At 42.9% G+C, this 26,424-nt stretch carries 14 protein-coding genes; 10 read left to right on the top strand and 4 right to left on the bottom strand.

The window, feature by feature from the left end; translation table 11 throughout:
- Positions 1-3: 3 nt before the first annotated feature.
- From arsB to ABJ384_RS14785, 3 genes are all read left to right on the top strand, one after another.
- Complete coding sequence (gene arsB / locus ABJ384_RS14795; RefSeq protein WP_349929857.1) at positions 4-1,044, top strand: ACR3 family arsenite efflux transporter; 1,041 nt, start codon at positions 4-6, stop codon at positions 1,042-1,044.
- Between the two features lie 9 nt (positions 1,045-1,053).
- Entirely contained in the window at positions 1,054-1,758 is a 705-nt protein-coding gene (arsH, locus tag ABJ384_RS14790; RefSeq protein WP_349929856.1) for an arsenical resistance protein ArsH, read from the top strand.
- 95 nt (positions 1,759-1,853) lie between these two features.
- Positions 1,854-2,933 carry an ArsO family NAD(P)H-dependent flavin-containing monooxygenase gene (locus tag ABJ384_RS14785; protein ID WP_349929855.1) on the top strand — a complete coding sequence of 360 codons (1,080 nt, stop codon included), beginning with the start codon at positions 1,854-1,856 and terminating at the stop codon, positions 2,931-2,933.
- An 89-nt stretch (positions 2,934-3,022) separates the two neighbouring features.
- Here ABJ384_RS14785 and ABJ384_RS14780 read toward each other — a convergent pair whose 3' ends face one another.
- On the bottom strand, positions 3,023-3,670 hold the full coding sequence (locus ABJ384_RS14780) for a hypothetical protein (protein WP_349929854.1): 648 nt from the start codon (positions 3,668-3,670) through the stop codon (positions 3,023-3,025).
- Positions 3,671-3,765: 95 nt separating this feature from the next.
- On the bottom strand, positions 3,766-4,575 hold the full coding sequence (locus ABJ384_RS14775) for a DUF6502 family protein (RefSeq protein ID WP_349929853.1): 810 nt from the start codon (positions 4,573-4,575) through the stop codon (positions 3,766-3,768).
- A 505-nt stretch (positions 4,576-5,080) separates the two neighbouring features.
- Between ABJ384_RS14775 and ABJ384_RS14770 the strand changes: the two genes are divergently transcribed.
- From ABJ384_RS14770 to ABJ384_RS14750, 5 genes are all read left to right on the top strand, one after another.
- Positions 5,081-5,551, top strand: a complete 471-nt coding sequence (locus tag ABJ384_RS14770; protein ID WP_086197121.1) for a hypothetical protein — start codon at positions 5,081-5,083, stop codon at positions 5,549-5,551.
- A gap of 41 nt (positions 5,552-5,592) precedes the next feature.
- Positions 5,593-8,394: a hypothetical protein gene (locus tag ABJ384_RS14765; protein WP_349929852.1), complete on the top strand. Its 2,802-nt coding sequence runs from the start codon at positions 5,593-5,595 to the stop codon at positions 8,392-8,394.
- A gap of 88 nt (positions 8,395-8,482) precedes the next feature.
- A complete protein-coding gene (locus ABJ384_RS14760; protein WP_349929851.1) occupies positions 8,483-14,509 on the top strand; it encodes an SdrD B-like domain-containing protein in 6,027 nt (2,008 codons plus the stop codon).
- Between the two features lie 3 nt (positions 14,510-14,512).
- The gene (locus ABJ384_RS14755) at positions 14,513-15,592 is read left to right on the top strand and encodes an OmpA family protein (protein ID WP_349929850.1); all 1,080 of its coding nucleotides are present in this window, start codon (positions 14,513-14,515) and stop codon (positions 15,590-15,592) included.
- 4 nt (positions 15,593-15,596) lie between these two features.
- Positions 15,597-18,497 carry a hypothetical protein gene (locus tag ABJ384_RS14750; protein WP_349929849.1) on the top strand — a complete coding sequence of 967 codons (2,901 nt, stop codon included), beginning with the start codon at positions 15,597-15,599 and terminating at the stop codon, positions 18,495-18,497.
- Positions 18,498-18,748: 251 nt separating this feature from the next.
- On the opposite strand, the gene ABJ384_RS14745 is transcribed toward ABJ384_RS14750, so the two are convergent.
- Entirely contained in the window at positions 18,749-20,497 is a 1,749-nt protein-coding gene (locus tag ABJ384_RS14745) for a hypothetical protein (protein ID WP_349929848.1), read from the bottom strand.
- A gap of 130 nt (positions 20,498-20,627) precedes the next feature.
- Positions 20,628-20,771, bottom strand: coding sequence for a hypothetical protein (locus ABJ384_RS14740; RefSeq protein ID WP_349929847.1), 144 nt, complete (start codon positions 20,769-20,771; stop codon positions 20,628-20,630).
- Between the two features lie 185 nt (positions 20,772-20,956).
- Between ABJ384_RS14740 and ABJ384_RS14735 the strand changes: the two genes are divergently transcribed.
- Together ABJ384_RS14735 and ABJ384_RS14730 are read left to right on the top strand one after the other, a co-directional pair.
- Positions 20,957-22,519, top strand: a complete 1,563-nt coding sequence (locus ABJ384_RS14735; protein WP_349929846.1) for a sensor domain-containing diguanylate cyclase — start codon at positions 20,957-20,959, stop codon at positions 22,517-22,519.
- A 206-nt stretch (positions 22,520-22,725) separates the two neighbouring features.
- Positions 22,726-26,181, top strand: coding sequence for an MASE3 domain-containing protein (locus ABJ384_RS14730; protein ID WP_349929845.1), 3,456 nt, complete (start codon positions 22,726-22,728; stop codon positions 26,179-26,181).
- Positions 26,182-26,424: the final 243 nt, after the last annotated feature.

The following is a 26,424-nucleotide window of genomic DNA, read 5'->3' as shown; positions in this document are numbered from 1 at the left end:
ATCATGTCTAAATCCGGATTGTCCTTTTTAGATCGTAACCTGACGCTATGGATCTTTGTGGCCATGGCATTGGGTGTTGCGATTGGGGTGGTATTTCCACAAGTATCAACGGCACTGGATGCCATGAGTATCAATTCGGTCAACCTGCCGATTGCGATTGGCCTGATCCTGATGATGTATCCGCCATTGGCCAAAGTCGATTATGCGACACTGCCGCAAGTGTTTCAGGATAAAAAGACCCTGGCCTTGTCCCTGATCCAGAACTGGCTGATTGCCCCGGTACTGATGTTTGTGCTGGCCATCATCTTTCTCAGCGATTATCCGGAATATATGACCGGCCTGATCCTGATCGGTCTGGCGCGCTGCATTGCCATGGTGCTGATCTGGAATGGTCTGGCCTGTGGGGATAACCAGTATGGTGCCGCGCTGGTGGCTTTTAACAGTATTTTCCAGATTCTGTTTTTTAGTAGTTATGCCTGGTTCTTCCTGACCTATTTGCCACCATTCTTTGGGGTGGAAGGTCATGTGATCCATGTGGACTTCTGGACTATTGCCAATGCCGTCTTGATCTATCTGGGGATTCCTTTCCTGATGGGCTTCCTGACCCGTCTGTCGCTGGTCAAAGCCAAAGGGCTGGACTGGTATCAGACCCGGTTCTTACCGAAAATTGGCCCGCTCAGCTTACTTGCCTTGCTGTTCACCATTGTGGCGATGTTTAGCCTGAAAGGTGGCGATGTGGTGAGTTTGCCGATGGATGTGTTACGCATCGCGATTCCATTGACAGTTTATTTTGTGCTGATGTTCTTTGTCAGCTTCTTTATGAGCAAATGGATGGGCAATGACTATCCGAAAACCACGGCTATTTCATTTACTGCAGCAGGCAATAACTTTGAGTTGGCGCTGGCGGTCGCAATCGCCACCTTTGGTCTGGCTTCCCCGATTGCCTTTACCACCATTATTGGGCCTTTGGTGGAAGTGCCGGTGCTGATTGCGCTGGTCAGCGTATCCTTGTGGCTGAAGAAAAAATATTATCCAAATTCTTAAGAGGCTGATATGACTCTCCCAAATCTTGAATCTGATCTTTTACCGACACCTACCTTTGCCGAGGTGCAGGCCAAAGAACTGACCCATCCACCACGGATGTTATTGCTGTATGGCTCAAACCGCGAGCGCTCGTACAGCCGACTGGCGGTGATGGAAGCTGGCCGTATTCTGGAACGCTTTGGCTGTGAGGTCAAAATCTTTCATCCCAAAGGGTTACCGTTGCCCGAAGATGGCGATCTGGAACATCCGAAGGTGAAGGAACTGCATGAATTGCTGGCCTGGTCTGAAGGCATGGTCTGGTGTTCACCGGAGCGACATGGTTCGATGAGTTCGATCTTTAAAGCTCAGATTGATTGGATTCCGCTGGCAGCGGGGGCCATTCGTGCCACACAGGGCAAAACCCTTGCACTGATGCAGGTCAGCGGTGGATCGCAGTCTTTTAATAGCGTCAACCAGATGTGCATTTTGGGGCGCTGGATGCGTATGATCACAATTCCGAACCAGTCTTCGATTCCCAAGGCCTTTTTGGAATTTGATGAAGAGGGACGCATGAAACCGTCGTCCTTATATGATCGGATTGTCGATGTGATGGAAGAGCTGTATAAGTTTACCTTGTTGACTCGTGGACAAAGTGCTTACTTGACCAACCGTTATTCGGAACGCAAGGAATCGGCTGAAGAACTCTCTAAACGGGTGAACCAACGCAGTTTGTAAGGCTGATTTGCTTGATTCAGGTTTGTCCTGTCAATTAGGTTAATCGGTAGAAACCTGCTGCAAAAGCGGGATGCTGCATCAAGAACAACAGAAAAATGCAAGGGGAAAAGGCTTTGGACACAAAACAGATCGAAACAGATGTGATTATCATCGGTGGTGGACAGGCTGGTTTGTCCACGGCCTATTTCTTAAAGCGTAAGAACATTCCGTTTATCATCCTGGATGATCAGCCTCAGCCTGGAGGTGCTTGGCAGCATGCCTGGGAGTCCTTGCGTCTTTTCTCCCCGAATAGCTGGAGCTCCCTGTCGGGCTGGATGATGCCAGCGACCGAACAGACCTATCCGACCCGTCATGAAGTGATCAACTATTTGACGGCCTATGAGCAGCGCTATCACTTTCCTGTAGTTCGTCCGGTGCATGTGGAGCGCGTGGAAAGCAAGGGCAAATATCTAGAGGTCCATGCCGGGGAACAATCCTGGAAAGCCAAAGCGGTGGTGAGTGCCACGGGAACATGGAGTCAACCGTTTATTCCCGAGTATGCAGGCCGTGAGCATTTTCAGGGTCTGCAACTGCATTCGGCGCATTATCTGAATGCCGAGCCGTTCAAGGGTAAAAAAGTCATGGTGGTGGGTGGTGGTAACTCTGGTGCACAAATCCTGGCAGAAGTGTCTCAAGTGGCTGAAACGCTTTGGATTACCCAGACACCACCGCAGTTTCTGGCAGATGATGTCGATGGCCGTGTCCTGTTCTTAAGGGCGACCGAGCGCCTGAAAGCCCAGCAGGAAGGCAGAAAGATTGAGCAGCCCATTGGTGGTCTAGGCGATATTGTGATGATCGATAGCGTGAAAAAGGCACGTGAGCGAGGCGTTTTACAGAGCAGGCGTCCATTTTCGGAATTTACCCAACATGGCGTGATTTGGGAAGATGGCAGCACAGCGCAAGTGGATGTGGTGATCTGGTGTACCGGATTTAAGGCGGCGCTGAATCATCTCAGTAGCCTTGGAATTATCCAGCAGGACCAGACCATTGCCGTGAAGGGTGGCCGTTCGGTTAAGGTGCCGAATTTATGGCTGGTGGGCTATGGGGAATGGACTGGTGCTGCTTCGGCAACGCTGGTGGGTGTTTCCCGGACATCTAGGGCAGTGGCAGAAGAAATAGCCTCATTTTTAGGATAACAGCGTGATTTAAATCCTGCAAAAAACGTGCTGGTGTTTGGGCATAAACGTCTAAGTAGGACTCGCCTCAGTTTAAAGAGGCGAGGATGTTAAATACCCACATTCAATGGATAGGATATGTCACAAGATTTACGTTCGGTAAATGCTGCATTTTGTTCCAGAGAATAAATATGATGATAGTTTAAATTCCAGGATGTCGGTTCATTCGGTAAATTAAACTTGTACTGATAAGTCGCTGACTCTTGTGGCTTATGCGCGAGTGTTAAATCATTGGCTGCACATTCGAAGTTATCATGAGTTGCTAGTTGTTGCCCATCTTGTCCTGTGATCTGAATAGAAGGCTGACAATTTTCAAAATATTCCGTTGTTGTTCCCGAATTGTTATTGGTGACTTGAATCATGACAGCAATATTTTCTTCTGGATTGGGATGGAGTGGAATGCCTTGCTGAGTCTCCAGTATAGAGCCTGTTTCAAGATCGATTAATTGCATTTTAAGGCTAATTTGGTCGCAGGTTTTCTCTATGGTACCACTCGACCATAAAACGAATTGATTATCATCTGGTAATACTTCTCCCTCTGATGGCATTGGTGAACTTAGTATAGGGGGATTATCACCTGTAGACGGCAGCCCTGTACCCCCTAAAGAAACGCCACCAACTGAAAAAGAATCACCCTCGCCACATCCTAATAGAACACAAGGAATAAAACAGTAAAGAGACAAATTGCTTAACTTCAAAATTTTATACCTTTAGGATTGTTAGACTACATCACAATAATTATACAATATGACAATATATTAATTTAATATTTTTTATTTATAAGAAATACATATTATTTTTTTTTGATATCAATGTTTTCATCATATTGATAGATTCCCAAGCTAAATCGGTGACAAGCATCTACTTTTCCTTCATCTTGTTGAGAGCATTCTACGGCTTTACTTAACATTTTCTGAGCATATTCCTGCCATAGCTGAGTACCGTACTCTCGAAGCTCACGAATAGACTCTTCGGTTAATTCATCTGCTCGTAAGCTTTGCTCAAGATATTCATTCTTTGTGATGAAAATATTAGCTATACCGCAGCAGAGATGGTCGAATGCAGACTGAGAAAGAAGTACCTGGCTGTCATAAAGACTATTGCTGGGGGTAAAAGATTCTGTATGTAAAATAACCGTATTGGCTAATTCAGTCACTAAGCCTAAACGCTGCAGTTCCAGTAACATTGCACGTGGATGTTTGTCTTGAGAAACTTCTTTGGCTAAGTTTTCAAAACTGATGTCTTGCCCACTGAAAGCAATTTGTTTATGCCAATTTTTTTGAATCCATAACGTCACAATGCGCGCAGGTACGCTTGGGCTTGGGGGAGAATGGTTATGATGAGCTTGCTCAGAAGACCTTTGCTTAAATGTACTCACTTCTCTGCGATTGAGTCCAGATAACAAGCTTATGGACGAGTCAGTTTTTTTCTGTTGTAAATATTCTAATTCTTTTTCAGCTTCACGATAAAACACAGATTTTAAAGCATGAGAAAATTCGCTATAGCCTACCCCCGATTTTAATAACCAAGATACCAATGGCTCCATAATTTTTAGGACGTTTAAAAGTGCAGTGTCTGAATTAGGGAGGTTGGAATCAGGCATAAATGTAATCCTATATAAAAACTCAACTTATGAATTATAATTTAAGAAAGAGATGATACCAGCATTCAACACATATAAATTAAGAAAAAATAAATAATGTTTGATTTATATCGCAATTTTTCAGTCTAAATTGCTTTGATAATTCATTCTCAATGGAAACTCCAACTCAAATAAAATACTAAATCGTTTTAGATTTTTTTGAATGATAGACCCAGTAAAAATCGGTTACTGTCAGATTGGGTTTGAGCTAAGTACAATTTATATTTCTATTTAACATAAATTTTCTTCAATTGCTCTACAACATTTCTCCAGTATATTTGTAAGTTTAACTTAACTATTTAAGCTGGCTTTAAAGCCATTTGTAAGATTTAATCTATTAAAAAATAATAAAATGTGACCAAGTATTCATTATTTTTATATAAAAATGTGAAAAATGAACATTTTTTGTGGTAAATTTGCCGCCATTGATAAATTAATGTGCAAATTGCACATTTAGGGGTTTGGCATGAAGATCTATAACTCAGTTAAAAAAGCATCCTTCTTACTAATAGGTGGTGCCTTGGTCAACTTTTCCTATGCAGCGACAGAAGCTTTAACCGCTGATATGAAAGTATATAAAGTGGATCAATTGAACAAGAAAAAGGAATTAAAGCCTTCAGATCAAGTTAAACCAAATACATTGCTTGAATATAAGGTCGAATATTCAAATGTATCTGCGAATAGCCTGAAAAATTTGAAATTAAATTTACCGCTTCCTGAATTTGTCACTTATACCGGCCAAAGTGTTCCAAAAGATACCTATGCTTCGATTGATGGCAAGTTTTTTGCTAAAGCACCCCTGACCCGAGTGGAAAATGGCAAAAAAGTGAATGTTCCACTAAATGAATATCGTGTTCTGCAATGGAATGTGAATGAGTTAAAAGCGAAACAAAAAATCACTGTTTCGGCTCAAGTTCGTGTCAACACTTCTAAATAATTTTTTCACGTCGTTTTAAACGTTTTATGGTTGATTTTTTTATGAAACAACATTTTCAATTAAGTAAAGTCGCGACTGCTTTAGCTGTTGTGGGTGGGGTGTCGCTATTTGGCAATTCTGCGATGGCAGCAACATCTACGCCTTTAGCGGGTCAAAATATCAGTAACGTGGCAACAGCAACTTATACCGATAATACAAATACTGAACGTGTGGTCACATCTAATGTGGTTAAGACCCTGGTAGCACAAGTAGGTAGCTTTACCCTGGTGCAGTCTAATGAACGTCAAACAGCTGCGAACAGTAGTGTAAGCTTCCCGCATATTTTGACCAACACGGGTAATGGCACAGACTCATTCACACTTAAAATTGCAAATGATACCGGCACTTTTGATTGGGCCAGTTATAATGTTTATGTTGACCGCAATCAGGATGGTATAGCTGATAATGATGTGGCTTTAACAGAAACAACAGCAATTGAATTAGCTGCCGGTGAATCTATCGGTCTGGTTGTGGTTGCTAAAACACCATTAGCTGCAACTGCAAGTCAGTATGACAGCCTCACATTGACTGCAACAGCAAAAACAGCAGCTTTATATGATACTGGCAAAGATACCGCATCAAATATAGATAAAGCGACAATTATTACTGGCGCTGTTATTGAAATTAAAAAAGAAGCTAGTGTCAGCACAATTGGTGCAAATGGCTATATCACCTATACATTGACTTTCCAAAACAAAGGGACAGCAGCGGCAACTTCAGATGTCATTATTTATGACGTACTGCCAAGTAATGTAACATTTGATACATCAACCACAGCTGATGCAAAGTTGGTTGCTTATTACAATGGCAGCTCAACTGCGCTTAATCCTGGCAATACTGATGCTGACGGTTTCTACTTTAAGACCCGTAGCGATAAGAAAGAAGCTTTTACCTTTAATGCAGGCAAGCTTGCTGCAGGATCGACGGGTAAATTAACCTTTACCGTTAAGGTCAAAAATGCTGCGGAAAATGGTGAAAAAATTACCAACACGGCATATGCGGATACTGACGGCTATACATCAGGCACCAATACACCATTAACACCGGATAATGTCCCAACAGTTCCACCGACAACGACGGATACAACACTAGTTCCATCAAACCCGAACAATGTCACCGTACTGGGTACAACTTCTCACTCGATTAACGATGATGCATCTGTTTCCTGGATTGACAACAATGTTCCAACCGGTAGCGCTGCAGGCATTGATGACCAAGTCCATGCAGCGGCTGTGCAAGGTCAGGCGATTGTCTTTGGTAATAACACCACAGACGGTGATGTTATTTATGTTCATAACTCAGGGACAACGACGGACAGCTATAACCTGAGTGTTGCAGCTGCGGCAGGTTCATCTTTGCCGGCCGGCAGCATTATCGAAATTCTGAAAGCTGATGGTAAAACACCGGTAACAGATAACAACACTGGCCCGATTGCAGCTGGCGGAAGCTTAAAATTTGTAGTACGCGTTACTTTGCCAACCAGTGGTACAGTTGATGCAGGCACTAAACTGACGATGACGAGCGCTTCTGTTAGCAACAGCAGCAATAAAGATACTATTTCTTTGGTTGTTGATTCATTCACAAAAAGTGCTGTGGATTTAATACATAACAAAGGCACAACAAGTTCACCAGTTTATGTTGGTGATGGGCAGAAGAGTAGTACAGGTGTTCCTGACACAGCTTTAGTACCTGGTACATCTAAACAGCTGGATGTTACGATCAAAAATACCGGCGGTACGCCGGACAATTACAATATTACAGTTGAAGGTGTTCCAACTGGCTGGACAGCAGAACTGTTTGGAAAAGATGCGTCAGGTAATTGTACAAATACCAAAGTCACCAACTCTGGCACAATTGCCAATGGCAGTACAGGTAGTTACTGCCTGGCCGTTACTGCACCAGACGGCACGCCAGCAACCAATATTCCAGCAACCATTACAGTCAAGATCAGCTCGCCATCGACTGGCACTAGCGACGAGATTGGATTTAACCTGACGATTGCAGAACAGCGCGCGATAAGCTTCACGCCAGACCGCCAAGGCCAGTTAGCACCAGGTGGCAGCATTATTTACAGTCATACTTTAACCAACATTGGTAACGTCACTGAAGCTGATGGTAGCAAAACACTAGATTTTGCTTTACCAACACCGTCAGCAGGTGAAACGGTCACTGTTTATGTAGACGTAAATGGTAACGGCATACTTGATACTAATGAGTTGGTAACCGGTACCGGCACAGGAACTTTAAACAGCATTTTACAAAATGCAAAATTTGATCCATCTAAGCTAGCCGGCTTGCAGCAAGGTGAGTCAGTTACTGTTTATGTAAAAGTTGAAGCAGCTGCAACAGCAACAGCAGGTCAATCTTATACATCTACAGTGCAAATTAATCCTGAAACTGGTGCTACTTTAGGTTCAAACAGCATCCTGTCGATTACAGATCGCACAGTCATTAACCTGGGTTCAGTTCGTTTGGAAAAATTACAGGTTGCTGCAGACTGTACGGTAACACCTACTGATTCTGAGTACACTGGCAATCTGCAAAACGCCAAACCAGGCCAATGCGTATTCTATAAAGTGACGGCAACGAATCAGGGTAATGCTGATGCAACTGCGGTTATGATCAATGATGCTGTACCTGCATACACAACATACAAAGCGGGTTCAGTTGCACGTGATCCATCAACTCAAGGTACTGCACCAACCGAAACCAGCGGTAATGTAAGTTATAACGTCGGCACTTTAATTCCAGGCGCTTATGCAACATTGAAATTCGCTGTTACAGTGGATAAAGCCACTCCATAATTCTAAATCTGTAACCTCCCTTTTTCGAAAGGGAGGAACTCATTTTTATCGTTTGTATTTTAATATTTTTTTGTTTTGGGGCGTGGCAATGAAAAAAGCAATGAATAAAAAAGTGGAGACGTTATCTTTGTCTGCGCTTGCTTCAGCTTTGTTCTTTGCACAGCAAAGTCATGCGGTAATGCCGGTTGCTGGCCAGATCATCCAGAACATTGCTTATGCAAGTTACCAAGTCAGCGATTTGAATGGTGGACAATTGCTGCAAACGACTCAATCCAATGCGGTAAATGTTGAAATTGCCAAGTTCTATGGTTTCGAGTTATTTCCAGATCAACTTCAACAGGTAGAAGCCGGTTCGAAAGTGATTTGGTTAAACCAGTTGACCAATACCAGTAATACAAATGCATGGTTTGATTTTAAACTCACACAAACTAATTACTTATCAAATTTTAAAATTTACCTCGATGCCAATCAAGATGGGGCATTTGATATTTCAGATACACTGATTGAAAATGGATTACAATTACAACCTAATCAGACCGTTCATGTGTGGGTGGTTGCAGATACGTCATTACAGACACCTGATCAGACCAAGCTCGAACTCCCTTTAGTCGCACAAATTCGTGAAGAGCCACAACTACAAAAAACCGTTAAAGATCCTGTACAAATTATTGAGCCAAAATTAAAAATAGAAAAACAAGTGGACCAAAGTGTGCTGAATGCCAGTCAGCAAGCACAGACCCTGAACTATAGCTTGATCATTTCCAATACCGCTGATCTTGCAGTGACTCCGACAGAGGTAAAGGTTGATGGACAATTACAGTCCCTGGTGATTGTTGAAGATCCTATTCCAGCTAATACCGTTTTTGAAGACATTCAGGTTCTTGAGAAAAATCAGGAGGTTGAAGTTCTACATCGAATTGCAGAAGGGGAATATACGCGTTATTTGCCAAGTGACAAGAATAAAATTGGCTATGCTGTCGTTGCTTATAAAAAACCATTTCAGCCTCAGCAAAAAAGCACAGTCCGCTTGACGGTCAAAACCAATCCAATCCTGAGCTATACCACTTTGCGCAATGAAGCGTATGTGCTACACCGTTCTGCTACAGGCAGTAAAAAAACCCTGTCTAATCGGGTGGAAACCAAAGTTGCAGGCAAGTTGGTCATTGAAAGTACAACCAGTAATTTCGAGAAAGTCGTTGAAACCGGGACGGTGAACGAGCCGATTTATGTCAAAGCAGATGCCGCCATCTGTAATGCCAACCGCTCTGTTTCAGATCAGGTTCGTATTCAACTGGTCTCCAAACTGACGGGTGATATTGTTTATGTCAATGCAGTAGAAAGTGGTGAAAATACCGGCATATTTCAGTTTACCGTGGATACTGAGGAAAAGGCTGAAAAAAACCTGTCCGATCAGATTTTACAGACGCTCAAGCGCGATCAGGTCAGCATTCACCTGACCGACTGTATGGATGGGCAGGGCAAGGTGAGCCAAAATATTGAAGATATCTCAACGGAGATCACCACAGAAGTACTGATTGATCCCTACGGAGTTGTCTTTGATGCAAAAACAGGCCAGGCGGTCGAGGGTGCAACCGTCACTTTGACAGATGAATTCGGTCAGCCTGTTGCAGATAATGTTGTATTTGAACATGATCGGGTGACTGGTGAACTAAAGCCGTTTCCTGTACGCCAGGTTACCTCGTCGACCGGTCAATTTGTTTATCCACATGTCAAGCCGGGCAGCTATAAACTGATGGTGGATACCACCACGATTTCAGGCCGAAAGTATAGTTTTGCCAGCAACCCGGCACTTTATCCGGTGGATTCATTTAATGGCAAGGCTGTGCATCCGGCATGGTCTTATGGTGGCCTGTTTACTTTAACCGCCGCCAGCCCAGCGCTGAATATTGATATTCCGATTGATCCGCTACTGGATCAATCGCTATTAATGGTCAAAAAAACCGCTCGGGACAGTTCGGTAGAGCTGGGTGATTTCACCAATTATAGCATTACCGTGAGTAATAAGGGTGATCAGCTGGCCCATGATGTCAAATTGCAAGATACCTTACCGCGTGGTTTTAGTTATGTGCCAAATAGCATGCGGATTGATGGCAAGCCAGTGGCTGATCCTGAAGGCGGAAAAGGTCCGTATTTAACTTTGGGGCTAGGTGATCTTGCCGTAAATGCGAATGCTAAAATTGAATACCGTGTTCTGGTTGGACCGAATGCTTTAAATGGTGATGGGATTAACCGGGCACGTGCCGTCGATCGTTACGGTCTAAGTTCCAATGAAGCACAGGCCAAAGTGAAAGTTCGCCCAGGTGTATTCAGTGCTGACGCGTTTGTGGTGGGTAAGGTTTATACTGACTGTAACCGCAACGGAATCCAGGACAAAGGTGAATTAGGTGTGCCGGGTGTACGGCTGTACATGGAAGATGGCAGTTACGTGATTACTGACCGTGAAGGCAAATATGATTTCTATGGCGTATCCGCAAAGACCCATGTACTGAAATTAGATCGCACCACTTTGCTGGCAAGTGCTGAATTGATCACCCAGTCTAACCGCAATGCCGGGGACCCTTCTAGCCGTTTTGTCGATGTAAAGCGAGGTGAATTACATCGTGCTGATTTCGCAATGGTGGATCAAGCAGGCACATGTTCTGCACCATTAACGGATGTGGTGAAACAGCGTCAAGAAAAAATTAATAGCAGTAATTTAAATCTTGAAAAAGCGATTAACAAGCAACTTTCTATTGATGCACCGAGCTATTTAGAAACCAGTACGCGTTCAGAAAACACCCAAGGCTGTTTGGCCAGTGAGAATGATCAAAATTGCCTGCTCAATCGTGGTGAGTCTGCTCAAGCAAAGCAACCGCAATTACGCATAGATCCAGTTAAACCTCCTGTTTTGGTGAATCTTGAAGAATATTTAAAGCGTAATGATCACAATAGCCTGGAAATATTAAATCTTAAGGAAGGACAGGTTCTTCCTTTTGCCCAAACGACTATTCAAGTCCAGGGTGCAGCGGGCGCGACACAACGTGTTTTAGTCAATGATGTGATTGTGAAAGAAAAGCAGCGCGGTAAATTGGTCATTCTGGATGAGCAGCGTAAGCAAGGGGTTGAATATGTAGGTGTAGCATTAAGCACGGGTAAAAATAGCATCCGTGTGGAGCAATTGGATTTTGCGGGTAATATCCGGGAAAGCCAGCAGATTCAAGTGATTGTTCCAGATGACATTCATGACATCAAGTTAAAAAAACCTCAAGCATCCGTGATGGCAAATGGCCGTGATGTTATGCAACTGGTGGTAAAGCTACAAGACAAACAAGGAATAAAAGTCGCTACACGTACCGCACTGACCTTAGACAGTGACATCGGTATGATTGATCTGCAAGATTTGAATCCAAATGAGCCCGGGATTCAAACCTTCATTGATGGCGGCGAGATGATTATACCGATCATTGCACCGAATACTGCTGGACGTGGAAAACTGCGCGTCAGTAGCGGTTTACTTAAACAAGAAATAGATATCCAGTTTGAGGCAGATTTACGTCCTCTGATTGCAGTCGGTTTAATTGAAGGCTCGATTAACTTCAATAATTTTGATAGCAAACAGCTGCATAGTGTTAATCGTAATGATGGTTTTGAAGACGAGTTGAATGAAATTGCCGAGTGGGGTAACGACACCTCGTTGAATGGTCGTGCTGCGATGTTCCTTAAAGGTAAAGTTAAAGGTGATTATCTTTTAACTCTTGCCTATGATTCAAATAAAAGTTCCAAACAACGCCTGTTCCGAGATATCCAACCTGATGAATATTATCCGGTTTATGGCGATGCTGCGGCAAAAGGCTTTGAAGCACAATCGACCAGCAAATTGTATGTCCGTTTAGACAAAGGGCGTTCCTATGCGATGTATGGTGACTATGTGACCCGTACAGAGAAAGATGAAGGTTTAGCTTTAGGGCAATATAACCGTTCATTGACAGGGCTTAAAGTGGGGCATGAAGGTGACCAATTCCAATCTTCAGCTTTTGTCGCTGAAACCAAGTCGCGTCAAGTAGTAACTGAAAATCGTGCTCTGGGTATTTCTGGTCCATATAGTCTCGGTTCAATTTCAAATGATCTGATTTTAGAAAACAGTGAAAAAGTTGAAGTGCTGACCCGTGACCGCAATAACCCGGGCCTGATTATTGCAAAACAAACCCTCACCCGTTTTTCTGATTATGAAGTCGATACCTATAGCAACAGCATTTATTTAAAACAAGCAGTCCCGAGTGTAGATAAAGACCTCAATCCAAACTTTATTCGTATTACGGTTGAGGCTGATGAAATTGGTGAGGAATATCAAGTCGGTGGTCTTAGCTTTAGTTATGCTATGAAGCCCCAGCTCAAAATTGGCGGCTCATTTGTTCAAAGTAATGATCCCCTGCAAGAAGAACAAATTGCCAGTTTAAATACTGTGGTGAAACTGGGCCAGTATGCCAAAGTGATTGCCGAAGTGGCGCAGTCTAAGAATACGAATTCTACAGCAGATCAAGTGACCCAGATCAATAGCGGTGTAGCTGGCGAGAAGGATGAAGGTACGGCTGCCCGGGTAGAATTTGAATATGCACCAAGTTTTGCCCATGTGCGAGCGTATCACCAGCAAGCAGAAGACGGATTTCAAAATGATGCAGCCACTATTAGTGCAGGACGTAAAGAAAGTGGCATAAAAGTTTCAGCACCGATTGCGAAGCTTGGTTTGGCTCGTATGGAAGCGATTCGTACTGAAGACCAAAACAATAATGGGGTACGTACTGGTGTGTCTGCCAGTCTGGAACGTAATTTCTTTAAAATTCTCGCCGTGGAATTAGGTTTACGTCATTATGACGAAACCAGTACAGCTGCAACTTCGGCAACCGAAAATCAGGGCCCATATAATGGTACTACCGGGCGTATCAAATTTACCGGTAACTTGCCGTGGAAAGGGGCATCAGCCTTTGTCGAGTATGAACAGGATCTCTCCAATTCCGATAAACAGGTCCTCTCTGTAGGCGGGGCAGTTAAAGTCCTGCCAAATACTGAAGTCTATGCCCGTCATGAAGTGATTTCTGCGATTGACGGTTTGTATTCCATGAATACTACGGAAGAAACCAACAGCACGGTATTGGGTATTTCCAGTCAGTATATGAAAGATGCTTCCGCATTTAGTGAATACCGTGTTGCAGATGGCATGAGTAACCGTGAGGCGGAAGCGGCTATGGGTTTACGCAACCGTTGGCAGATTAAGCCGCGTGTCTATGTCAGTAGCAGTTTTGAACGAATTCAAAGCCTGTCTAAAAATATTGAAAATAGCGATAATGATTCAACAGCAGCGAGTCTGGGTCTTGAATATTTGGTTCACGACAATTGGAAAGCTATGACGCGTTTAGAGGCACGTCGTTCCGACAGTTCCGATACGATGATCAATAGCATTGGTTTTGCCCGTAAGTTGACAGATGATGCCACGATTTTGACCAAAAATACGGTTAATTTTGTCGATAATAAAGACGCCGAGCGCGGTGATCATCTGCGAAACCGTTTCCAGCTGGGTTTGGCATGGCGTGATGATGAGCACAATCAACTGGATGTCCTGTCAAAAATTGAATATTACTATGATGATAATGCAACTGACCTAGAAGTGGCATTTAAGCGTGAATCCTATGTGTCATCTACGCATTTAAACTATCATCCTTATCGTCAGCTGACCTTGTCCGGTCAGTATGCAGCAAAATGGTCCACCTTGGATGAAGACAAAGTTACAAGTTCGGCTTTAACCCAGTTACTCAGTGGTCGGGTCATTTATGATTTGAATGAACGCTGGGATATGAGTGTACAAGCCGGTTCACTTTGGGCAAACCATGGGGCAGGGACACGTTATTTGCTGGGTACAGAAGTGGGTTATCTGCTGGCAACCAATCTCTGGATTTCTGCAGGATATAATTTCCTCGGTTATCAGGATGATGAATTAGCCAATACCAGTTCCAGCGGTCAAGGGGCCTATTTAAGATTTAGATTCAAGTTTGATGAGGACCTGTTTGGACGCCGTAATCCTGGGGTAAATTCTTCTTTAGAACCGGTGCAGGAGCAATAATTCATGCGATTAAAATCAATGCTTCTGCTCAGCGCCTGTTTATATCCAGTATGCCATTCTGTTCAGGCGCAGACCCTGCAGTCCTCTGCTGTTGAAGCCGAGGTGTTAAGCCAGCAGTTACAGCCTTATCAGCAGGTCAGTGATGCTCAAACACGTTATCAGGCCTCTAAAGCACAGATCTGGTTAAGTTATGCGAAAAATGAGTTTTCAGAGCGGAGTCTAACGACTGCTGGAAGGGAAGCTCTAGCTCAAGGACGTCAGATTGCAGAAAAATTAGCCCAGAAACAGCCGCTCAGTTTAACTACGCCTATTTTAACTGTTTCACAAGTCATGCGCCGGGACTTATGGTGGCAGGTGGAATATTTCAAACAAAACGGGGCATTGGAAAAAGCTCCTGAGCAATTGGCCCATGCAGAAGTGATGCTGGTTTGGGCGGCAGCAGAATATTGCGAACTGGGCTGGAGACATGCCAGAGAACATTTTGATGCTGCTGAACAGGCGCTATATCAGGTGGCTGTCGCAACACGACAGGATCATATTGATACAGTGAAATGGGATGCCCAAGCTTTACCAAGTTTGAAGCAGCTTAATGGGCCGGGCTGCCAAGGGGTAAATGCGGAATTTTGGCCTTTAGCCAAAATGCAGTTAAATCAGCAGTCTAATAGTTTAAGTTTAAATAACATTGTACATTTTGCCCTAGACAGTGCAGATCTAAGTCCAGCCAGTAAAACTGTAGTGCAACAATGGGCAACCCAGTTAAATCAATATCCGCAGTTATCTGTTATTTTAAAGGGTTATACCGATAGTTATGCAAGCCCAGTCTATAATATCCAGCTTGCACAGCGCCGTATTCAGGTAGTGCAAGATTATCTAGTTTCACAGGGAGTGGATATTGCCCATATTGCGATTGAAGCAAAGGGTGCGGTTGATTTTCAAACTGATACAAATATGAAAATAGCTGAAGCAAAAAGCCGTCGGGTGGTTTTGCAGGTTGCGGATGCAAATGGGATTAACATTGAATATGCCCCGCAGTGGAAAGATTTACAAGTAGAGTCAGAACAGCAAAAAGTGAAGGTAAAATAACATTATGATAAAGCAATATTTACGTCATGTTCTGGCATCTTCGGTTTTATTGCTGGGCTATGTCACTCAGGCTGATGCAGCAGATAGTGCAGCAGATACAAGTAAAGTTAAAATTCAGCGGAGTTTCGTTAATTTAAGTTTTAATCAACCCGCTCTTGCAAACAATACCACTAGACAATTTGCTGAAACTGCAGTTGAAGGCTGGTTAACTACCCACCCCAATCCAAAACTGATAGAAATTTGGAATGGAAGAGGAGCTGCACCTACAAATTATACAACTTGGAATACGGTAAATAATTCTCCGGTTGCCAATCAATATGCAGAGTTAAATGCAAGTGCAAGATCGGCTCTTTATCAAACTGTTTGTTTGTTTAAAGATGAAGAATTTTCTTGGAATTTTAGGCATGCAGCCCGTTCCAGTACAAATGAACAAACAACGTTTTATATTGGAAAGGTATCAACTGACCGTTTGAGTTTTACTCCAGCACAAACCATTGGAACGAGTCAGGCGGTCACGAATTTATTTGAATGGAAAAATGCGAATATTAGTGGTGCTAAAGCAAAAGTAAATGTAGCGAGCGGTATATATCAATTTATTTTTGATGCGACAAAATTTGGTTCAGATGCAACATTCGGAAACTTTATCGATGACATTCAACTGGGCTTAAAACCTGCGGTTGAATTTGGTGCTGCTTCAGGTAGTTTTTACGAAGGTGGAGATGCCACAGGTAAGACCTATTCCGTACCGTTTAATATTGTAGGACAAATTTTAAGTCAGGGTGATATGCCCACACTGCAATTTAAAATTGAATATCCGTCAGGCTATGCCCAGACCAAAGCCATTTATGGCACAAATTATCGATTATATAGGCAAACAGCATCTGGCTTGGTTGAGTTAGGTGCAACAGATGGTTTAATTACCACCGACCCCAATAAAGTTACCTTTAATTATACCCCTGTATATAATGCTAATCTGGATTATACGAAAGGGGTTCAAGTCAATGATTTAGTTATTAAAATATTTGGTAATACCCAAACTAATAGTGATATCAATTTACCATTTGAATTTGCACTTGATGCTAATAGTAAAGCTATTGCCACCGATTTGAGTACCTGTGGTAATGTAAGTGCAGATGTAAAATTTGATCTCAAGATTCAAGAAGATGATATTGATTTGGCGGTAGTCAAAAGCTTGACAGCAGAATCTGTCGTGATGAAAGATAACCTGATCTCCTATAGGTTGGATGTAACCAATAATACAGCTGTGCAAGCTGATGGTATTGTACTGAGAGATAATTTCAAAAATTTACTCAGAGTGACGAGCGGTGATGTTGACAATCAAACGAGTTTAATGTGCGAAGATTTAACAGATGGTACAAGCAAAGCATGTCCTTCTGCATGGACAGATGCGAATGCCCTTAACTCACTTTTTACCAGTACGGCAGGAAGTGGTTTAAGTTTGGGTGATATTCCAGCTAATGCGAAATATAGATTTACTGTTAAAAATTTAAAAGTAACAGACACAGATACTGCAAGTGCGGGCTTGGTAGAAAATACAGCAACTATTGAAACGACAAAGATGCAGGATCTGTTGACGGAAAATAACACCTCAACGATAAAGACAATTATTGCTACCACAAGTGATCTATCCAACAATATAACCAACGCCCCTGCAGCAGATGTAGCTGCAACCGGTGCAGGTATGTTTGTTATTGGAAAAGACGGAAGAACAGGGACTACGCCACTATGGACTCAAGAAGCAGGCAGCAGCAGTAAAGTTTACTTTCCATTAAATATTCAAAATTACGGTAATTTGGCGCAGGACTATCAACTGTATGCCTCTAGTACTGCAATTGCTCCAACACTCAGTACTGGCAGCTATTCAACATTAGTCAAGAGTGGCATCAATTCTTTTACCTCCAGCCTGAAAATCGAATTTTATAAGGCGGATGAGGCTCAATGTAAAACGGGTTTAAACACTCAGCAAATTACCCAACTGAATGTTGCAGCAAATACCGTAGCACAAGTCTGCGCCGTGGTTACCATCTCCCCATCTGTGACAGCGACCACCAATATCTGGTTCGCGATTGAATCACTACAATCAGGTCTGGGTGACGTTATTTTAGATGCTGTGATTCCTCCAGCTCAAAAACGGCTGCTCGAACTGACCAATGACCAGAGTGCACAGGTAGGTGTTGGCGGTACATACGTATTCTTGCATCGTTTGACCAACTATGGTGTAGCAGATGAAACCAAAGTTAAAGTCAGTCTGAATGCCGTGAATGGCAAAGATGGTTTTTTATATACCTTATTTGTCGATAAAAATGGTAACGATATGCTGGACGCGACCGATACATTGCTATCCGATCTAGAAACAGAGTTAAGCCATATTATTCGACCAAACCAATCCGTCACTTTATTAATAAAGGCTGAAGCACCTGCTACTGCGACGAATGGTATGAACAGCCAGGTAAAATTGATTGTTAAACCGGATAATACAGGAAAAGAAATAGCATTAGTTGATCTGATGAATACCGATTTAATTACGGTTAGCCCAAACCAATTAAAAATTCTTAAATCGCAGCTGAAAGTTGAAAATTGCGATATGCCAGATAAGTCAGCAGTTATGAACGCAACCTATACGGTACAAAATGAAAATTTGAAGCCAAATCAATGTTTAATTTATCGTATCTTGGTGAAAAATATGGGTAATGCGCCGTTAAGCAATGTGGTCATTAACGATATGTACCCCGCTTATACTCAGCCCTGGAAATCAGGGACAGTTTTACCTATGACCAGCAGTGGTGAAGCGGTTGAAGATAATGCGAGCAGGGTAAAAACCACCTTTGTTGAATTGTTGCCCCAGCAACAAGAATCACTATATTTTGGCATTAAGCTAAACTAATGTCTAAGCTTGCCCTACATATGGGAGGTGCTGATTGTCGATTCATGGGCTTTCTTATGATAAAACGCATCGAGATCAAAAGAACCCATCCACGTTAGCGTTCTAACTAATAATTATTTCAAAAAATAAGAGCTGATAAATCAGCTCTTATTTTCAACTACTTATTTAATTAAGACAATTGAGCAGCACTAAAATCAACTCTTAAATCAGCTTGTTGATTTACCTTCCTCTTGATAGTTCACAGCCTTGCCTTAGGTCTTTTGTGACAATTTCCAACTCTTTGCAGAGAGCAAAAAATCATAGTTTAATGCCATGAGGATGCTCTGCATATTAAAGTTATTGCGGTCTTCAGGTAACTGTAACAGAAGCGGTAAACGTGTTACGCCATTTTCACCATTAGCAAAGGCATAATGCCGTACTTTAGAGTCAATCACCGAAATTAAATTCTTCGCTTCCATATAAACACTCTCTTGAGAAGCCTGTTTTTGAATAGCAATAATTCTAATATAGCAACGATCTCGAACCTCGATCAGATTCTGTTTTAATTCATTGATCTTCAATTCATGATTTTCAGATTTTTTAAACAGCCGTTTAAGAAAACTGCTATTTTCGGCATTTTGCATTTCGCGTTCTAACTGGCGTATGTGCTGCTGGATTTGGCGGGTTTGTTCCATCGCGCTATTGAGCAGTTCCCTAATTTCCTGAGTGGGGGCTGAAACCGCTCGTAGCTGTTGCTGATACTGAAATTCATCGTGAAAGATCACAAAGATTTGCGCACGACGTTGTTCCAGTAATTTTAAATAGGCAATTAAGCGATATTTGAACAGACGTGCATGCTGATTAAACTGTAGCATCGGTTGCTGCGATAAAATTTCCAGTTGATGCAGAAACTCATTAATTAACCTTGAAAGATTTAAATAGCAATATTCTAGTTCATCGGTATGTTGCACACTGTTTTTTAAGCCTTTTAGCAAAGGTTCGAGAATATTTAAGGATAAATCTTTTTCTAAGATTTCCAGATGCTCTTTCACCAGGTGATCGATGGAAAAACTTTGAATATTTAAAATTTCTTTTAAACTTGGGATGAGATTTTGCTGATTATATTCATGCAGGGATTCAATCAGTTCCACAATATGCGGATTCATTTGGCGCTGAATACCAATGATTCGGTTCATCAGTTGTTTAAAATTTGCAAAATAATCCGCTTGATCCAGCTGTTGCGGGTCAAGAACCAAACCACTGATATAGAATCGATCCTCTTTACCAAAGTTTTCTTCGGTTAAAAAACGGCGAATTGAATAGGCAGAAACTGAACTGTCGTAGGTGCTGCTCAGGACAAAATAATATTGAAAGGTTTTGATAATTTCAAAGTCGCGAATGCGTTGTTGCTGAATAAAATAATCCTGAAAAATTACCAGTTCCTGTTCAGCATATTCACTCGGCAAAATATGGGAAAACCAGCTTCCCAGAATTTCACTTTTCATAAAAATTTCAAAGATAAAAGTTCGAACCTGCTCAATATCCAAATGCCGGTGATTTTCAGAAACCGTAAAATCTAAGTCCCGAATAATTAGGGCAGCATCGTACAGAAAGGCTTTTTTGATCAGTTGCTGTGCCTGAATGTCTGCTGAATGTTCCAGATCAATCTGGTTAATTTCACGCACAATACTTTCTAGGTAATCGGCAATCTGAAAGTCGGTTTGATAGCCTTGCAGATAGCTGAATGTACTCTTTATTCTGTGCGCGAGTTGCAGTAATTCGGAGTTTTGAGTGTCAAGCTGAAGATTTTTTAGGCTAGTATGACCTTTAAACTCAAAGGTCTGGTTCAGGTAATTCCATGCGATATTCTTGGCTTTCAGGTACTGGTCTTCTATTTTCTGATGCAATGCCTGCGGCGTCGTCGATAGGATGGACTGTATTTGTTGTTGCCAATACTTATCGAGAATAGGATCAATTTGTTTTAATTTTACCCGCAGCTGATAAGGAATATATGTTTGCATGGAAATCCAAAAACCTTGTAATAAGTTCAAACTTTTAGGGAAAATAAGTCGTGTGATTTATATCACAAATATAAGTCTTAACCGGGAATATAGCATAAAAAAAATCGATATCGGCGGTGTTCATTGCTGGTTAAATGATCTGAACCTGTGCTGAGCGTAAAAATGCAGGAATCCCGCGACTCCAAGTAATCTGGTACCCTGCATGTTCAGGCCATTTTCCTGGAATCATCAGTTCAGGCAGAAACAGCGATGAATGCCCAAAGCATACTTCCAAGCATGGACTCACTTCTGTACTACAGTGGCAGTGCATTCGTTGAACGCTCGGTAAAACATTTAGGACCGGAAAAATTGACGGCCATTTCTGGGTGATTTGACTCACGTCGATGTTATTGAAATAAACCGTGTTTTTTCATTATTTTGTGATATAAGTATCATAAATAATGACTTGGAATTGCCCTATTGAGACAGGTTTTACTGGCGCCGCTTTTAAATCTGCGCAGCTTAATATTACTTTTAACAGTTTTAAGCGTGACCTGTCTGTTTGTCTTTGCTTTATTTTTTGTTAACTATACAGTGAAAGAGCGTCTGATTGATAACTCTCTGGCGTTGAATGCTGAATATTCCTCTAGGATTGCTGCTCATACCAACTATCAGTTTGAAGAAATCTTAAAAAATTTACGCTTTAGCGCCAAGCTGCTCGGTCAAGATTTTGCTAGTGCCAGCCTTCGAAATAGTGAAACGGCACGCCTGAAAAGCCAGTCCGGACATTTCAACAGTGTTTTTCTGGTTGACCGGGAAGGGCATATTATTTCATTTTTCCCGACCAGCTTAAAGATTGATTCTAAACAGATCCATAAAACCCTTGGCATCACCGAGTCGCTCAAACGCAAGCAAACTTATATTTCTTCTCCATACTGGTCATCAACCAAAAGACTGATTGTGATTATTTCTGAACCGATCTTCGATACCAAGGGGCAATACTTGGGCTTTATCGCCGGTACGATTTATCTGCAAAGCAAGAATCTGGTCAGTGAAATGCTGGCCTCCAAATATGGTTACAAGAAAAATTATACCTATGTTATGGATGACCAAAAACGCATCATTTTTCATGCCGATACTCGGAAAATTGGCCAGAAAGTCCAGGTCAGTGATGGCTTAACCCCGATGCTTCAGCAACAAGATGGCGCTTTTCGTCTGATGAACGGCCAAGGCATAGAGAGTCTGATCGGTTTTTCACATATTCCCAGTGTGAACTGGATTGTAGTATCGCAGCAGCCGATTGACGAGCTGTTTGCTCAAGCCAACAGTATCATTATCAACGTATCTATCGGGATTACCCTGTTCTATTTCTTCATTTTCTTTGTGGTCTGGCGTTTATCGGGTTTGATTGCACTACCTTTAAACAATTTGGCGAAAATGGCCAGTATGCTCAATCAGCCGGAGATTCAGGAAAAAATTAACAGAATTGACCCTGTATATTTTGAGGTTAATCAGTTCAAAAATTCCCTGATGCTAAGTTCTCAGAATTTTAAGGAAAAAATTGATGAACTGAATCAGTCGGTGAATACCGATCCGTTGACCGGTTTATACAATCGCCGTGGGATGAAGCTGTTTCTTGAAGAATTTGTGCGTGTGCGTACCGAATTTGCGGTACTGGCAGTGGATATCGATTTTTTTAAAAAGGTAAATGACAGCTATGGCCATGACAAAGGCGATATTGTCTTACAAAGACTGGCCAGATTGATGAAATATCATTTTCGTGACAATGACATCTGCTGCCGTTCAGGGGGAGAGGAGTTTATTATTTTAATGGCTGCTTCAGACCCGGTCACCGTTTTTCAGGCGGCAGAACGCCTACGAAAGGCAGTTGAAATCACGGAAATCGAGGAAATTGGCATCGTCACCATTTCAATTGGCATTGCTTATTGGCCGCATAGTTCTGAGGATGTGGAAGAGGTACTGAAAATGGCAGATCAGCAGCTGTATCAGGCCAAGCGTGGGGGACGTAACTGCACACGTTAATTTCAGGTATCTAACTGATGCAAACACGACGGAGAGAGTTGAGGTATTTGATATATAAGATTAGCTGTAGGTAGCTCTAATGCAAGGTATTCACGGATTATTTACACCGGCCTAATGTTATAATAAACATGTGAATTTTCAGACAATACAAAATTTTAAACAGCGCTATGACATAAGTCCATTTTCGAACTTTATTGGGGAACTTTATGCCTAAATCATCTCGTGACTTATTTTCACCAGATGTATTCGACCTTAAGTCGTTTATTTCTCCTTATATGATGATCATTCCTCCGACGATTTTTGCCTTGCTGATCTGGTGGACCAATCAAAGTTTTGGTTTCGTCTTTACCCATACCATCGCGGAACTGATTTCCATCATTATCGCGCTTACAGCTCTGATAGTGACTGTGGTATCGCGGCATTTTACTAAAAATTATTTTGTGGTTTTCATTGCAATTGCCATTGGCTGGTGTGGATTTATTGATCTGTTCCATACCTTGCTTTACAAAGGCATGCAGATTCTTCCTGTGGACAGTGCCAATCAGGCCACACAATTATGGATTGGCGCCCGCCTGTTGCAGGCTTTGACCATGCTCGTCGCACCATTCATGCTGACACGCGCGATCAAACCTGTTCCGCTGAACCTGTTTTTTGGTCTGCTCAGTGCCGGGATTGTGACTGCAGTCATGCTGGGTTTCTTCCCCACCGCCTTTGTTGATGGGCAAGGCCTAACCCCTTTTAAAATTTACAGTGAATATCTGATTATTGCGGTGCTGGCACTGGCGCTGATACTGGTCTGGCAGCGCCGCGAATATTTATCGCCGCAACTGACATTTGGGGTCAGTCTTTCCATGCTGACCATGATGGCCTCTGAATTTACCTTTACCCAATATGTGTCCGTATATGCCGATGCCAATCTGCTGGGGCATATCCTGAAAGTTTATTCCTACTGGTTCATTTATATGGCACTGGTCGAGTCGACCATCAAAGAACCTTTTAGTATGCTGTCCAAGGCGGCCAGCACCTATGACACCATTCCGGATCCGACCTATATTGTCAGTTCCAGCCAAACCATTCAGCAGGTCAATCTGGCGGCAGCCCGGCTACACGGTATTGCTGCGGCACAATTGACCGGATGTTCCGTACATGAACTGGTGCATGATCCTCGTGTAAAGGCCGAGGATTGTCCGGTCTGTTCCAGACTGCAGCAGGAACCGCAAGAGTTTTTAATCCAGTTGACCTTGCCGGACCGCAAAACGGTCGAGTGTCATGTCGCCCCCTTTGCAGAACGCCTGGGCAAAAAACCGGTCTGGGTTATGGTGGTGCATGATATTACAGACCGCCAGCTTTTGTTGCAGGATGTACAAAAACGGGTCAAGGAAGTACGTTGTCTGAACCAGATCAACCAGCTTTGCAATAACATGCATAGCGATATGGCTGAGCTATTGCAGAAAGCCATGGAAATCATTCCTTCGGGATTTTCCTCTCCGGAAAGGATTCATCTGAGGATTGACAGTGACTGGGGCATTTTTGGCACCGAACTTCCTGCCCAAACGCCCTATCTACAGTCGGCCTTTGGCAATGACACCCAGAAATTCGGAAACTTAATAATCTGGTATGCTCAGGCACCGGATGTGCCCGCTTTTCTGGATGAAGAACAGAGTTTAATCGATCACATCACCAGCCAGATTACCGATGTTTATATCCGGTTACAGTCCCAGGGGCGGGTAGCACGTTTAACCTATCTGTACCAGCTGCTCAGTGAAACTAACCGGGTGATTGTGCATAGTCAGAACCAGCAACAGTTGCTGACTGAGTTGCAGCAGGTACTACTGAAGTTGGGGAGTTTTGCCAAAATTCTGATTGCGCTGAAAGTTGATGATCAGGTAGACAGTCCACTGGTGATTCAGTTCCATCATAATATTAGCGCCAACATTTTGCCCACTTTACAGACTGCCTTGCAGCAGGATCAGAATACTCCGTTGAATCATGTGAAAAATACCAGTCCGGATGTGGATGTCTATAGCTATACATTGGTCAATGATCCTGATAAGAGTGTTTCTCCAGAATACCGGACCTGGATACACTATTTAAAACAGGAGCAGATCCGTCAAGCGGCATTAACTCCATTGCTGTTTCAAGGCCATTTCTGGGGACTGGTCGGGTTGTATACCACGGGCCAGGTGGAATTTGACCAGGAGCAAATTCAGTTGCTGCAAAATCTCTCCAGAGATATTTCATTTGCGCTGGAGCGTTTTGCAGCAGAGCAGCAGCGTCAAACAGCCGAAACCTATTCACAGCAGATGGAACAGCGTTTCCAGCAGGTGTTTTTACAGTCGCCGGTACCGATGCATATTATTTCCATGCAGGATGAACGCATTCTTGCAGTCAATCTGGCCTATGAAAAATGGCTGGGATATAGTCTGGCCGATTTTCAAAATCGGGAAGCCTGGCTGAAAAAGGTGGCGCCTGATATAGAACAAAGACAGATGATGCAGCAGAATTGGAACGACGCCTTGCAACTGGTCAAAGATGGTAAACAGGTACAATTTCCTGAAATCACTTTTTTGGCAAAGGATGGCAGTCCGCGTATTGCACAGCGTACACTAGCGGTTGTAGGTAATGACGTGATTGTTGCCTGGAACGATGTCACTGCTATCCGGAAAACCGAACAGGAATTACGAGACAGTGAGCAGCGTTTCCGTGGCATGGTGGAGCAGACTGTGGTCGGAATGTATGTACTGCGCGACAATCAGTATTTATACGTCAATCCAAGTTATGCCAATATGCTGGGTAGATCTGCCGCAGAGCTCAATGGACATAATATTTTGGAGTTTAGCGATGCGGCTGCAGACACGCTGGCGTTGATTCACCAAGCTGAGGATAGGATACAGGCGGCAGAGCATTTCAGTATGCCATCTATCGTTCCGTTCCGACATCGAAATGGTCAGATCCGGGAATTTTCTTTGCATAGCCGTCACATTACTTGGGACGATGGCTTGCCTGCCGAAATTGTTATGGCACAGGATATCACCGAGCAAAAGCAGGCACAGGACCAGATTGCCCGGCAGCTGGAACAGCTGGAGGCCACCATGTATGGCACCTTGCAGGCGGTATCGATCATGGTGGAATTGCGCGATCCTTATACTGCAGGGCATGAACGCCGTGTCGGTTTGATTGCCAGTGCGATTGCCAAAGAAATGGGCTGGGATGAAAAACGCTGTCTGCAGATGGAAGAAATTGGACTGGTACATGACATTGGTAAAATTTCTATTCCTTCCGAGATTCTGACCAAACCTTCTCGTCTGACCCATCTGGAAATGGAAATGATGAAAGGCCATGCACAAGCCGGTTATGAAATTCTCAAGGATGTTCCTTTCAATATTCCGATTGCTGAAATCATTGGCCAGCATCACGAACGGATGGATGGTACCGGTTATCCTAAAGGATTAAAAGGTGATGAGATTCATCCTGAGGCCCGTATTCTGACCGTGGCAGACGTGATTGAGTCAATGGCTTCGCATCGTCCTTATCGTGCGGCTTTGGGGGTTGAGGTGGCCCTGACAGAAATCTTACGTGGACGTGGGACGATTTATGATGCGGAAGTGTGTGATGCGGCTGTGCGTTTAATTAAGGAAAAGGGATATGTCATGCCCAGTTAAACAGGCATGAAGACCAGCTGAATAGCAGCCAAAAAGCTATTCACTCTTTGAGTTTAATGGGAATTGGGAAGACTGATATTTTCGAATGCTTTAAATTGAAGTGTTAAGGTGTGTTCAGAATTAGGTCAATAAAACTATTCCGTTTATAGTTTCGTTATGGATAGATACCTATTTACAGATGCTCAATGAGAAAACATGGAACTACTCTGCCTCGGTAAAATCACAGATCGGGGTCGGATCGGT

It is taken from the genome of Acinetobacter sp. A1-4-2, from assembly GCF_040233925.1.
Taxonomy (GTDB): Bacteria; Pseudomonadota; Gammaproteobacteria; order Pseudomonadales; family Moraxellaceae; genus Acinetobacter.
The sequence above is the reverse complement of the archived record's forward strand: the minus strand, read 5'-3'. Positions and strand labels throughout refer to the sequence as shown.